The sequence below is a fragment of the Neisseria sp. P0021.S007 genome, assembly GCF_051956855.1.
Genome location: NZ_JBQCXA010000001.1, coordinates 53,811 through 66,920 on the forward strand (window position 1 = coordinate 53,811; position 13,110 = coordinate 66,920).

General features: G+C 50.4%; 13 protein-coding genes. 8 read left to right on the forward strand and 5 right to left on the reverse strand.

Features of this window, described 5'->3' with window-relative positions; translation table 11 throughout:
- Positions 1 to 44 precede the first annotated feature (44 nt).
- Together ACTHUR_RS00270 and ACTHUR_RS00275 are read left to right on the forward strand one after the other, a co-directional pair.
- Positions 45 to 479: a DUF883 family protein gene (locus tag ACTHUR_RS00270; protein WP_004519274.1), complete on the forward strand. Its 435-nt coding sequence runs from the start codon at positions 45 to 47 to the stop codon at positions 477 to 479.
- 109 nt (positions 480 to 588) lie between these two features.
- Positions 589 to 996 carry a phage holin family protein gene (locus tag ACTHUR_RS00275; RefSeq protein WP_039861951.1) on the forward strand — a complete coding sequence of 136 codons (408 nt, stop codon included), beginning with the start codon at positions 589 to 591 and terminating at the stop codon, positions 994 to 996.
- A 174-nt stretch (positions 997 to 1,170) separates the two neighbouring features.
- On the opposite strand, the gene ACTHUR_RS00280 is transcribed toward ACTHUR_RS00275, so the two are convergent.
- The gene (locus ACTHUR_RS00280) at positions 1,171 to 1,497 is read right to left on the reverse strand and encodes a hypothetical protein (protein WP_004519276.1); all 327 of its coding nucleotides are present in this window, start codon (positions 1,495 to 1,497) and stop codon (positions 1,171 to 1,173) included.
- A 341-nt stretch (positions 1,498 to 1,838) separates the two neighbouring features.
- Here ACTHUR_RS00280 and ACTHUR_RS00285 point away from each other — a divergent pair, with 341 nt between their 5' ends.
- The gene (locus tag ACTHUR_RS00285; RefSeq protein ID WP_039861953.1) at positions 1,839 to 2,105 is read left to right on the forward strand and encodes a hypothetical protein; all 267 of its coding nucleotides are present in this window, start codon (positions 1,839 to 1,841) and stop codon (positions 2,103 to 2,105) included.
- A gap of 225 nt (positions 2,106 to 2,330) precedes the next feature.
- Positions 2,331 to 3,143, forward strand: coding sequence for a phosphatidylserine decarboxylase (locus tag ACTHUR_RS00290; RefSeq protein ID WP_004519279.1), 813 nt, complete (start codon positions 2,331 to 2,333; stop codon positions 3,141 to 3,143).
- 85 nt (positions 3,144 to 3,228) lie between these two features.
- On the opposite strand, the gene znuD is transcribed toward ACTHUR_RS00290, so the two are convergent.
- The 3 genes from znuD to ACTHUR_RS00305 all read right to left on the reverse strand — a co-directional run bounded on the left by znuD (position 3,229) and on the right by ACTHUR_RS00305 (position 7,728).
- Positions 3,229 to 5,517: a TonB-dependent zinc receptor ZnuD gene (znuD, locus tag ACTHUR_RS00295; protein WP_004519280.1), complete on the reverse strand. Its 2,289-nt coding sequence runs from the start codon at positions 5,515 to 5,517 to the stop codon at positions 3,229 to 3,231.
- 218 nt (positions 5,518 to 5,735) lie between these two features.
- A complete protein-coding gene (locus ACTHUR_RS00300; RefSeq protein ID WP_070695332.1) occupies positions 5,736 to 6,218 on the reverse strand; it encodes a cupin domain-containing protein in 483 nt (160 codons plus the stop codon).
- Between the two features lie 100 nt (positions 6,219 to 6,318).
- Positions 6,319 to 7,728, reverse strand: coding sequence for a leucyl aminopeptidase (locus ACTHUR_RS00305; protein WP_070695333.1), 1,410 nt, complete (start codon positions 7,726 to 7,728; stop codon positions 6,319 to 6,321).
- Between the two features lie 158 nt (positions 7,729 to 7,886).
- Between ACTHUR_RS00305 and lptF the strand changes: the two genes are divergently transcribed.
- From lptF to hflX, 4 genes are all read left to right on the forward strand, one after another.
- Positions 7,887 to 9,002, forward strand: coding sequence for an LPS export ABC transporter permease LptF (gene lptF / locus ACTHUR_RS00310; RefSeq protein WP_004519285.1), 1,116 nt, complete (start codon positions 7,887 to 7,889; stop codon positions 9,000 to 9,002).
- Positions 8,999 to 10,069, forward strand: a complete 1,071-nt coding sequence (gene lptG, locus ACTHUR_RS00315; protein ID WP_003745632.1) for an LPS export ABC transporter permease LptG — start codon at positions 8,999 to 9,001, stop codon at positions 10,067 to 10,069. Before lptF ends, lptG begins: the two co-directional genes overlap by 4 nt.
- Positions 10,070 to 10,188: 119 nt before the next feature.
- Positions 10,189 to 11,409 carry a glycosyltransferase gene (locus ACTHUR_RS00320; RefSeq protein WP_224783369.1) on the forward strand — a complete coding sequence of 407 codons (1,221 nt, stop codon included), beginning with the start codon at positions 10,189 to 10,191 and terminating at the stop codon, positions 11,407 to 11,409.
- Between the two features lie 44 nt (positions 11,410 to 11,453).
- On the forward strand, positions 11,454 to 12,614 hold the full coding sequence (gene hflX / locus ACTHUR_RS00325) for a GTPase HflX (protein ID WP_070625930.1): 1,161 nt from the start codon (positions 11,454 to 11,456) through the stop codon (positions 12,612 to 12,614).
- Between the two features lie 68 nt (positions 12,615 to 12,682).
- On the opposite strand, the gene ACTHUR_RS00330 is transcribed toward hflX, so the two are convergent.
- Entirely contained in the window at positions 12,683 to 12,808 is a 126-nt protein-coding gene (locus ACTHUR_RS00330; RefSeq protein ID WP_003678791.1) for a hypothetical protein, read from the reverse strand.
- Positions 12,809 to 13,110: the final 302 nt, after the last annotated feature.

Consider the following 13,110-nt stretch of genomic DNA (forward strand, 5'->3'; position numbering starts at 1 on the left):
ATAAACAGTCTGTAACCATATCAACCTATATCAAGGAGAAAACCATGAAAAAACACGATTTTGAGGCACGTCGCGAGGCTTTGCTGAAAGACATCCGAGAAGTAATGGATGATGTGGAAGAGTTATACCGCAATGGTGTTGAAGCCGGTTCGGAAGAGGGTAGCAAAGCCCGAGCCAAATTGGAAGAAAAATTGGCTGTGGCCAAAGAGCGTTTGAGCCGTTTTGAAGAAGAGGCCGGCGAACGTCTGCGCCATCATGCCGAGCGTGCGCGTGAAAAATACGAGCAGTTTGAAGAAGCGGCTCAGGAGCGTTTGAAAGAAGGCAAAGAGCGTTTTGCCGAATTTGAAGCTGATGCGGGCGAGCGTTTGAAACGCGGTGCCAAACACGCTGATGAAGTGGTGCATGAGAAACCATATTATGCGATGGGTTTTGCCGCATTGGCCGGTTTGGTTGTCGGTGTGTTGTTGAACCGCCGTTAATGTGAATATGTTAAGGCCGTCTGAACAGGCGTGTACATGAAATCATGGATTTCATTGCGCCGTGCAGACGGCCTTAGCCTTATTTTTCCTGGAAAAAAGGATAATCGAGATGGGAATTCGCCAGCGTTTTGAACATGGCAAGGCTTTGTTGAATCAGGGCGCGGATTTGCTGCTGCTGCGTTTGCAGGTATTGAGCTTGGATTTGACGCGTCAGGCGGAAAATGTGTTTCGTTTGGCGATTTGGCTGGTGTTGTCCGGCGCGCTGTTGATGGTGGGCTTGGTCGGTTTGCTGTTCGGCTTGAACCGCGTGCTGTCGGATGTGGCGGCGTTATGGGTGTTTTTCGGCATTTTCTTCTTGAGCCTGCTGATTATTGCCGTATTGTTCCGCAAAGTATCGGCAGATTATCGGGAGCAGGGCAGCCGTGTGGCTGAGACCTTGCAGGATATTCGATCGGATATTGCGTATTTGCGCGGTGAGATAGACAAGGATGCGGACGATGAAGCAACAGGTGCATAGGAGTTTTCTAAGAATATTAGAACATGTCAATTCTATTGCAAATGCCGTCATAGATAGACATAAAAATATTTTCGTAGCTTTTAAGATACTCTTGAAACCTTGATTAGGCATTTGCTCTCTAATGATAAGGGGTTGTCCTCAAATAATCAGTAAAGAAAGATTTGTTCTGGTTATCTATAGCAGGGTAGTTCCAGTAATATTAATTTGGGGATAGAGTTTTATCAGGATATGAAGACTGTTAGAAAATTTAAATGATAGGTAATTACCATTTTCATCCAAATATAGCTCCGACAGATTTTCTAGATAAAGATCAATGACAATATAATCTTTTCTGTAAAACAAGAGTCGGACAGAATTTACTGTCAGATCAAAGCTCAAAGTAACTCGTTCATCACCGTTAACAAACTTAACAGTCTGAATAACATCGTCTATTTCGCAATCAAATCCATAAATAGATATAAACTCATTACAATTTGGAATCACTAATTTAGTATTATTCATTGCTAGTTCCCTCCGTTGAGTATTATGGTAGCAGAAGATCTCGAGTTGTTATTTATTATTGGAAAAAGACTCTTAAATTTTTAACTTTTTAGGACAGTTACATCTTCTTTTGTTTAAGCCTTATATTTTCCTGAAAAGAGATAATATTGAGATAGCGTTGTCAAATCTGGTGGCTTTGAGGATATTTTTAGGTATTTTTTATGAAGCTGTTGATTATACTGTATCATTTTAAACGGTATCGGCAGATTATCGGGAGCAGGGCAGCCGTGTGGCTGAGACCTTGCAGGATATTCGATCGGATATTGCGTATTTGCGCGGTGAGATAGATAAGGATGCGGACGATGAAGCAACAGGAGTATGAAGAAGCGCGCGAGCTGCTGCTTTTAGAAGCTAAGCTGGTGCGGCTGCGGATTGAAGCGGAAAATTTGAAACTGCGTAAAGCGGAAGAAGGTAATGCTCGGCAGACTAATCGCTTGGTAATGTTGGCCGATGTGGCGTATCAGTTGAGCCAAACGCGTTTGCTGTCTCAACGCTCTTTGTTCTCTACATCACGCCGTCGGCATTGGATCTGGCTAGTGTTGGCGGTCATACTGGGCTTGTCGAGATAATCGAGGGCGGAGATTTGGTCTAAATGATATTTGCAGCGAGTTGTTGGAGCGTGTGAGCCGCTTGTTGAGGACGCTGCGTTATTGTGTTGCCGAAACTGAAACTTTATCTATATTGAGTATTTTTTACAAAAGACACCGGCCGTCTGAACATTTCAGACGGCCTCAATGTTTGGAGTTTCAGATATAATGGCGGCAATTTTGAAATTATTAAATGAAGGATAAGTGATGAACCGTTTGTATCCCCACCCGATTATCGCCCGTGAGGGCTGGCCGATTATCGGCGGCGGTTTGGCTTTGAGCCTGCTGGTGTCGATGTGTTGCGGCTGGTGGTCTTTGCCGTTTTGGGTGTTTACCGTATTTGCTTTGCAGTTTTTCCGCGACCCTGCGCGTGAGATTCCGCAAAATCCTGAAGCAGTGTTGAGTCCGGTTGACGGCCGTATCGTGGTGGTCGAGCGCGCACGCGATCCGTATCGTGATGTCGATGCTTTGAAAATCAGTATTTTTATGAACGTGTTCAACGTGCATTCGCAAAAATCGCCTGCTGATTGTACGGTAACGAAAGTGGTCTATAACAAAGGCAAATTCGTGAATGCGGATTTGGACAAAGCCAGCACGGAAAATGAACGTAATGCGGTGTTGGCGACTACGGCTTCTGGTCGTGAAATTACTTTTGTTCAAGTGGCCGGTTTGGTGGCGCGCCGTATTTTGTGCTACACCCAAGCAGGTGCGAAACTGTCTCGCGGCGAACGTTATGGCTTTATCCGCTTTGGCTCGCGCGTGGATATGTATCTGCCTGTCGATGCGCAGGCGCAAGTGGCGATTGGTGATAAAGTTACCGGCGTCAGCACTGTATTGGCGCGTTTGCCGCTGACTGCGCCGCAAACTGAATCTGAGCCTAAAGCCGCAGCTCAACAAGCTGCGCCAGCTCCACAAGCGACTCCGGCTGAAACAGTGGCAAGCCAATCTACCGAACAGCAGCAAATCGAAGCAGCAGCGGCTAAAATTCAAGCGGCTGTGCAAGATGTGTTGAAAGATTAATAGTCAGTTTTAAATGATTGGTTAAAACAAGAAAAAAGGTTTTCAGACGGCCGTCTGAAAACCTTTTTTGTTTGCCTATCCGATTTTAAAACTTCACATTTACGCCACCGGTAAAGCTGCGGCCCATTTGCGGCGTATCAGAGAGGAAGCTGCTGTGGGCGTAAACGGATTGGTTGAGCAGGTTGTCGGCTTTGACGTACCAATTCCACTCGCCATAGCGCGTATTGCGGCGGTAGTTTGCGCCGAGGTTGAGCATATGGTGTCCGGGTGTGCGTGTTTCGTAGCGGGCGAGTTTGTTTTGATTGAACACGCGGTAGTAGTCCAAATTGGCATCGATACGGTCGGTCAGCGAGGCTTTCAGGTGGAAGCCGAGGCGCGCAGCCGGAACGCGAGGGGCGTTTTGGTCGTCCTGTGCGATGAAAGGACGGTTACCGTAAGCATCTTCCCTGCCGGGTAGGGAAGGCAGGTTTTTCAGACGGCCTCGTACATAGTCGCCGGAAACGCCGATGCGGTAGCGCGGTGTCGGTTTGAAGTAGATTTCGCCTTCCGCGCCGTAGAAGTCGGCGCCGGATTGGTTGTAGCGCACGAGTTTCATTTCGCTGTCGTCTTCGATGGATTTGGGGCCGCGTCCGTCGTTTAAGGTTTGGGCGTAAATGTAGTTGCCGAAGCGGTTGCGGTAGAGCGCCAGATTGTATTGCCAGCGGTCGCCTTCGTAGCCCAGCGCGATTTCGATGTTGTTGGAACGCTCTTTGTTGAGGTGTTTGTTGCCGACTTCAAAGGTGTTGGTGGCGACGTGTTTGCCGTGTGCGTACAGCTCTTGCGTTGACGGCAGGCGTTCCTGATGGGAGGTGGTCAGGCTGAGTTTGTGTTGTGGCGTGAAATACCAGTTTCCCGAAAGTGCGAACGAGCGGGCGGTTTGGCGGTGCGCGCCGAGGTCGGGCAGGGGCTGGTTGTAGTAGTTTTCCCGATCAATCAATGCTTTGTCGTACTGGATGGAAGCTTTTTGTTTTTCCACGCGTACGCCACCTTCTAGCGTGAAATTGTCCCAGTTTGCCTGTTCTACACCGAAAAAGCTGTAATGGCGCACATTGTTGTCAATCAACATCGGTTGTTGGACGGTTTCGGGAATGGCGGAAAGCGCGCTGGATTTTTGTCCCAAATATTGCACGCCCCAGCTGCCTTTCAGACGGCCTATGGGTTGGTGGCGCAACTCGATACGGGCGTTGTGTGTTTTGTTGTTGAAGAAGTTTTCTACTGCATCGCCTGCTTTTTCGTCGTGGTGGTAGTCATTGTGGTTTAGGTGTACGCGCAGGGCTTCAAAACCGGGGAATGGCTGCTTCCATTCGGCGCGGAGTTCGTAGCGTTTGTTGCGCAGGTCTATCCACGGTTTGCCGTTGTGGGCATGGGTGTGTGCATTATCGTCGTCGTGAAAGCCGCAGCTCAAGCCCGGATTATCGTAATCAACATCTTCTTCGGTCAATAGGTGCGGATAAAGCTGCAAATAGCGTTTGTTAATCAAACTTTTCTGCCAGATGATGTCGGCGTGGCAGTCGTCGTAGAGATGGCTGTGGGCAGGCAGGCCGTAGCGGTCGCGACGGTCGCTGTACGCCACGCCGAGGAACCCTTTATCGCCAACCCAAGACAGACCGATGCTGCCGGTTTTTGAATCGGCATGGCTATCGGGCAGTCGTTTCAGACGGCCTTCTTCTTTTTGATAGCGCGGTACGGCGTAATCGCCCGATTTGCGGTACAGCCCTTCGGTATGCAGCACGAAGTTTTTGTCCAATCCGACGTTGATGCCGCCGGACGTGAGTTTTTCCAGATTGCCGCTGCTCAAACGTAATCCGGCTTCGCCCGATACTCCGTTTTCAGGCATTTTTTCGGGGATTTTGCCATCGGCAACATCGACCAAACCGGCTACATTGCCCGAGCTGTACAAGAGCGTAACTGGGCCGCGCAGGATTTCGACCTGTTGCGACAAGGCGCTGTCCACCATCAAGGCATGGTCGGGAGAGAAATCCGCCATGTCGCCCGTTTCGCCGTGATGGTTCAATACTTTAATCCGTCTGCCTGTTTGACCGCGAATAACGGGAGCAGATGCGCCGCCGCCGTATTGCGAGGCATGAATGCCCGGTACGCCGTCTAAAGCATCGCCTAAGTTGACGGCTTTTTGGCGTAAGGTATCGCCGGAGATGATTTTGTCGGAGGCGGTCGAAGTATGCAGCAGCCCCGAAGTGGCGCGCGGACGGCTTTTGCCGACGACGGTAACCTCGTCCAAGTCAACCGACTGATCGGTTTCATGCGCTTGGGAGAGGATGGGGGTGCTGATTAAAAGAATAGATAAAACAATGGGTTTGAGTGTGGTTTGTGTCATTTTAGTTTCTCATCATATTTCGAAAGGCTGTTATTATATAACATTGCGTCATTTATATGATAAGATTTTTGAGAAAAAAGGCCGTCTGAAAACGAAGCGTGGTTTTCAGACGGCCTTTAGCTTGTATGTAGGTTTAAATGAAAACGGAACAATCTCTCTGCAGCCTGGTTTGGGTAAGGCAGAAAGTCATGGCAGATTGTTTGCTTTCATTGAAAGCATTACTTGGTTTCGGCGGCTTTAGCGCCAGTGGTCTCTGCAATCAGATCAAGGAATACCAACGGTTTTTTGTCGATATTTTTGAGTGCGTGGGACTGTCCAGGGCGGGCGATGGTAATGTCGCCGGCACCGACTTCGGTTTGTTTGCCTTCGCTGTCGGTAAACAGGCCTTTGCCGGATACGATGATGTAAACGTCTTCATTGCCGGTATGTTTGTGCTGACCGATGGAAGCACCCGGCGGTAATGTGAGCCAGCCGATTTCTTTGAATGCGTCTTGGTCGGCGGTTTGATGGCGCGTGAAGGCAAAGTTGCCGAGCAATGGGCCTTGGCCTCCGGCTGCGTTTTCGCGGTTCCATTCTGCTAAGTCGGCTTTTTTGTACACTTGGATGCTGCGGTCGGTGGGGGTGGTTTGTTCGGCAGCTTGGGCGCTTATGGATGTGCCGAGCAGAAGGGCGACAGATAATGCGGCAAATAGTGGTTTCATGGTGGTTCTCCGTTTGTCAGGTTGAGTCAGATAATGCGGATTCAGTTTTCAGACGGCCTGCGGGGTTGAAATGTGTAACCCTGCAGGCTTCCCCCAAGTTTTATTTCACATTGCGCAGATAGTTCAACAATAAAGGAACAGGGCGGCCGGTCGCGCCTTTTTCACCGCCGGATTTCCATGCGGTACCTGCGATGTCGAGGTGTGCCCATGGATAGTCTTCGGTGAAGTAAGACAGGAATGTTGCGGCGGTAATCGTGCCTGCACCCGGCGTACCGATGTTTGGAATGTCGGCAAAGTTGGATTTGAGTTGGTCTTTGTAGGTTTCAAAGAGCGGCAGTTGCCATGCTTTGTCGTCCACGTTGCGGGAAGCGGTCAGCAGGCTGTCGACCAAATCTTGATTGTTGCCCATCACGCCGCTGACGTCATGACCCAAAGCGATGATGCACGCGCCGGTCAGGGTGGCGACGTCGATAACGGCTTTGGGTTTGAATTGTTCGGCGTAAGTGAGTGCGTCGCATAAAATCAGACGGCCTTCGGCATCGGTGTTCAATACTTCGATGGTCAAGCCTTTCATGCTTTTCACGACGTCCCCCGGTTTGTTGGCCGCGCCGGAAGGCATGTTTTCGCAGGTGGCGACGACGGCAATCAGGTTGATCGGCAGTTGCAGTTTGACGGCGGCGCAGAAGGTACTGATGACGGTTGCCGCGCCGCACATGTCGAACTTCATTTCGTCCATGTTCAGGCCGGGTTTGAGGGAAATGCCGCCTGTGTCGAAGGTAATGCCTTTGCCGACCAAGACGACGGGGGCGGCTTCTTTGTCGGCCGCACCGAAATAGCTCAGTTCGACCAAATATGGGTCTTCGACGCTGCCTTTGGCGACAGACCAGAACGAACCCATGTTTTCTTTAATGTAGTCTTTTTCAATGATTTTAGCGTGTGCGCCCAATTTTTCGGCTTCGGCTTTCGCGGTACGCGCGAGGAATTCAGGCGTGCATTCGTTGGGTGCGGCATTGCCCAAGTCGCGGCAGAGGCTTTGTCCGTAAACCTGCGCTTCGGCAACGCGCAGGGCTTCTTTGACGGCGGCTTCGTGTGCGCTGTGGAACACGGCTTCTGCAAATTTGGCCGGTTTGGCTTCTTTTTTGTAGCGGTCGAAACGGTAGGCGGCATTGCCGAACGCAATCGCAAACGCTTCGGCAACGGCTGCTGCTTGCGCTTCTTCAAAGGCGTGAACGTCCACATTGACCGTTTCTTGATTTTGCGCCCATTTGGCGGCTTCGGCTGCGGCTTTGTTCAGCGCGGCGCGGTCGGTTTTTTCGAGGCGGGAGACGGCAATGGCTTGCAAACCGTTGTCCGTCGGGATTTTGGTGTCGGCGAAATTTTGACCTTCTTCAAGGGAAGCGAAGAGGGCGAGGGCAGTCGGGTTGCTCAGTTGCGATGCTTCGGCGCAGACAAATAATTGCGCACCTGCCTGTTGAGCCTGCAAAGTTTCGGCTTTTGTGCTAAATTTCACGTTTATTCTCCTGATTGGAACGGTTGTCGGTTGTTCAGACGGCCTGTTGACCAACCGTCCGAACAGATGAAAATCATTGTACTCCATTTGTGTCATGCCGTCTGAAGCCTTATTAATAAATATAGGTTTCCCATAAACCGTATACCACGCTCAATCTTATGATTTACCAAAGAAACTTTATTAAAGAACTTTCCTTTACCGCCGTCGGCATCTTTGTCGTCCTCTTGGCGGTATTGGTGTCCACGCAGGCCATCAACCTGCTTGGCCGCGCAGCCGACGGGCGTGTCGCCATCGATGCCGTGCTGGCCTTAGTCGGCTTCTGGGTAATCGGCATGACACCGCTTTTGCTGGTGTTGACCGCATTTATCAGTACGTTGACTGTATTGACCCGCTACTGGCGCGACAGCGAAATGTCGGTTTGGCTCTCTTGCGGATTGGCATTGAAACAATGGATACGCCCGGTCATGCAGTTTGCCGTGCCGTTTGCCATTTTGATTGCCGTCATGCAGCTTTGGGTAATGCCGTGGGCAGAGTTGCGTAGCCGCGAATATGCCGAAATTTTGAAGCAGAAGCAGGAATTATCTTTGGTGGAAGCCGGCGAGTTTAATAGCTTGGGCAAGCGCAACGGCAGGGTTTATTTTGTCGAAACCTTCGATACCGAATCCGGCATCATGAAAAACCTGTTCCTGCGCGAGCAGGATAAAAATGGCAACGACAACATCGTTTTTGCCAAAGAGGGCAATTTTTCGCTGACCGACAACAAACGTACGCTTGAATTGCGCGACGGCTACCGTTACAGCGGTACGCCCGGCAAAGCCGATTACAACCGCGTTTCTTTCCAACACCTCAGCCTGATTATCAGCACCACGCCCAAACTCATCGACCCTGTTTCACACCGCCGTACCATCCCGACCGCCCAACTGATTGGCAGCAGCAACCCCCAACACCAGGCGGAATTGATGTGGCGTATTTCCTTGACCGTCAGCGTTTTGTTGCTGTGCCTGCTTGCCGTGCCGCTTTCCTATTTCAATCCGCGCAGCGGCCATACCTACAATATCCTGATTGCCATCGGCTTGTTTTTGGTTTACCAAAACGGGCTGACCTTTCTGCGCAATGCCGTGGAAGACGGCAAAATCCATTTCTGGCTCGGACTGCTGCCCATGCACATCATCATGTTTGTGATTGCCGTCGTCCTGCTGCGCGTGCGCAGTATGCCTAGCCAACCCTTCTGGCAGGCGGTTGCCAAAAGTCTGACATTGAAAGGCGGAAAATGAACCTGATTTCACGTTACATCATCCGTCAAATGGCGGTTATGGCGGTTTACGCCCTTCTTGCCTTCCTCGCTTTGTACAGCTTTTTTGAAATCATCAACGAAGTCGGCGATCTTGGAAAAGGCAGCTATAACGGCGCAAAATTGGGGCAGTATGTTTTAATGCAGATGCCTGCGCGCGCCTATGAACTGATGCCGCTTGCCGTTTTGATCGGCGGCCTGATTTCCCTCAGCCAACTGGCTTCCGGCAGCGAGCTGACCGTCATCAAAGCCAGCGGCATGAGCACCAAAAAGCTGCTGTTGATTCTGTCGCAGTTCGGTTTGATTTTCGCCATTGCCACCGTCGCGCTTGGCGAATGGGTTGCACCCACGCTGAGTCAAAAAGCCGAAAACATCAAAGCCGCCGCCATCAACGGCAAAATCAGTACCGGCAATACCGGCCTTTGGCTCAAAGAAAAAAACAGCATCATCAACGTGCGCGAAATGCTGCCCGACCATACCCTGCTGGGCATCAAAATTTGGCAGCGCAACGATAAAAACGAACTGACCCAAGCGGCAGAAGCCGAATCAGCGGTTTTGAATCCCGACGGCAGCTGGCAGCTGAAAAACATCCGCCGCAGCATATTGGGCGAAGATAAAGTCGAGGTTTCTACCGCCGCCGAAGAAAACTGGCCGATTTCCGTCAAACGCAACCTGATGGACGTATTGCTCGTCAAGCCCGACCAAATGTCTGTCGGCGAATTGACCACCTACATCGACCATCTGGAAAAAAACAACCAAAATACCCAAGTCTATGCCATCGCATGGTGGCGCAAGCTGGTGTATCCCGTTGCCGCATGGGTGATGGCGCTTGTTGCCTTTGCCTTTACCCCGCAAACCACGCGCCACGGCAATATGGGCTTGAAACTTTTCGGCGGTATCTGCCTTGGTTTGCTGTTCCACTTTGCCGGACGGCTCTTCGGCTTTACCAGTCAGTTGTACGGCGTGCCGCCGTTTTTGGCGGGCGCATTGCCGACGGTTTTGTTTGCACTGTTGGCGGTGTATCTGATACGCCGTCAAGAAAAAAGATAAGGCAAAATAAACTTCAGGCCGTCTGAAAGGCAATCTTCAGACGGCCTGAGTATTTTGTGTGCAAAAAACAAAATGCTAAAGTAAAATAATACCTTTCCAAACCAATGCGGCTATTGAAAATGTCCCAAACCATCTGCTTGAATATGATTGTCAAAAACGAAGCGGCAATTATCGAAGAAACACTGGCCAACATCACCGACCACATCAAACTTGACTACTACGTCATCAGTGACACCGGCTCGACCGATGATACCGCCGGCGTGATCCGCCGCTTTTTCGATGCAAAGGGCATCGCAGGCGAGATTCATCATGATGGTTGGCAAAATTTTGCATACAACCGCAATCAGGCGTTGAAACACGCAAAAAACAAAACCGATTACGTGTTGATTTTTGATGCGGACGACCGCTTTGAAGGCAAATTGGAATTGCCCGAGTTGACCGCCGACCGTTACCGCCTCCGCATGAGAAATGCCATGGGCAGCGTGGTTTATTACCGTCCGCTGTTGTTGCGCAATGACGGAACATTCTACTGGCGCGGCGTGTTGCACGAATTTATTGAAACCGACAAACAAGATACCAGCGAAGCCACGCTTCATGGCGACTATACGGTTCTCAGCGGCCGTTTCGGCGCGCGCAGCAATATGGCGAACAAATACCTGCTTGACGCGGTTTCTTTGGAAAAAGCGTTTTACAGCCCTGAAGATGAAGACCTGAAACCGCGTTACGCCTTTTACGCGGCGCGCTCTTATTGGGATTCTGATATGCCCGAGCGTGCGAGCGAATGGTTTAAAAAACGCATCGAGTTGGGCGGTTGGATAGAGGAAGTGACGGTTTCTTACCAACAGCTGGGCGAGTGCTACAAATTAATGGGCAAACGCGATGAAGCCTTGGCAACTTGGTTGGCAGGCTACGATTACAACCCGCGCCGTGCCGAGTGTCTCTACCTTGCGCAAACCATGCTGCGTCAGGAAGGGAAATACCGCATTTCCCATGCAATCGGCCTGATGGCGAAACGTATCCCGTTCCCAAAAGACGATATTCTTTTTGTCCAAAGCAATGTTTATCAGTTGGACATCGATTATGAATTGTCGGTTACCGCCTATGCGGCCGGCGATTTGCGCCAAGGCTATGAGTCTTGCCGCCACTTGCTCTTGCTTAATGTACGCGAGGTATTGACCACAGTGACCATGCAAAATATGTGGCTCTACCGCGAACATGCGCAAACCGAAACGCGCGAAGTATTAGAGCAGCTGGTAGCCGTCATGCAGCCTTATGCCGAGCAGGGTGGACGTTTGGCAGAAGTGACCGAATATTTTGCTGATATTTTGAAAAACCGTTAATCAGGACTTTGCCCCGACCATAAGGCCGTCTGAAAGGAAATTTTTTGAGCAAGCGCAATCTGTTTTCCGTCGATAAATCTTTGGAAAAGCCCGAACGCGTCCTCTTGGTCGGCGTGATGTTGACGGCGGACTATTCCGGCGCAAACGAAACGCGCGAGCGCGGCTTTCAGACGGCCTTGACCGAAGCGGCAGAATTGGTGGGCGCGGCCGGCGGCGATTTGGTTTCTATCGAAACTTCACGCCGCGATAAACCGCATCCGGCTTCGTTTGTCGGTACGGGCAAGGCGGAAGAGTTGGCGGCAGTGGTCAAGCAGCATGATGTCGGGCTGGTTGTGTTCAACCACGAACTCACGCCGACACAAGAGCGTAATCTGGAAAAAGAGCTTCAATGCCGCGTCCTAGACAGAGTGGGTTTGATTTTGGCGATTTTTGCCAAACGCGCCCAATCGCAGGAAGGTAAGTTGCAGGTGGAGCTGGCTCAGTTGAACCATTTGAGCGGACGGCTGGTGCGCGGTTATGGACACCTGCAAAGTCAGAAGGGCGGCATCGGCTTGAAAGGGCCGGGCGAAACCCAGCTGGAAACCGACCGCCGTTTAATCGGACAAAAAATCACGGCATTGAAAAAACAGCTTGCCGATGTCCGCAAACAACGCGCCACGCGCCGCAAATCGCGCATGAGCGGCCGTCTGAAAACCTTTGCCATTGTCGGCTATACCAATGCCGGAAAATCCAGCCTGTTCAACCGCTTGACCAAAGCAGACGTATTGGCGAAAGACCAGTTGTTCGCTACTTTGGATACCACTGCGCGCCGGCTTTTCCTGTCGCATGAGGCGAGCGTGATTTTGACCGATACCGTCGGCTTCGTCCGCGATTTGCCGCACAAGCTGGTGTCGGCGTTTTCCGCCACCTTGGAAGAGACGGCGATGGCGGATGTGCTACTGCACGTCGTTGATGCGTCCAATCCTGATTTTGAACGGCAGATGGACGATGTCAACGAAGTCTTGGAAGAAATCGGCGCGCATGAAATTCCGCAGTTGGTGGTGTACAACAAAATCGATTTGCTGCCGCCGGGTATGCGTGAAGCAGGCATTTTGCGCGACAATTCCGGGCATGCCGTCGGCGTGAATGTTTCCGTTGCCGAAAGTTTGGGCTTGGACGGTTTGCGTGAAGCGATGATTGAATTGACCGTACAGAAAAGTGCTTGATGGTATGGAATGAAACAAGGCCGTCTGAATGTTCAGACGGCCTTACCGTAAAATTTTAAATCTGAGGATTATGCCGACAGAGGGCTTTTCTTTTTAAACACGCTTTCGTAAAGCATCCAAGCGGCGAGGCTCAGGTATACGGTGCTGGACAAAATGCCGATAACGGCAAAGATAGGCATAAGGCGATCAATCATGGTGAGGTTTCCCAATAAGTTAGTTTTATAAGTAAATGTGTGTTTTTTGATTTCCGTCTTCGCGGAATGCCTAAAGTATGCTGCTTAAGTGGGCTGAGGTCAACAAAGAATGTATCGGAATTTTTAAAAAAGTTCCATTTTTACATTAAAATAATCGGAAGTTTTTAAAGATAAACGGTATTTATATGTTACCGTTCATCGTTTGATGAACGGTCAATACTTTGTTTTCCATATTTTTTACAAAGTCCGACAGTCTATTGATTCAAAAGTAAATGAAATGAAGCAGAAAAACGCTTTTTGCT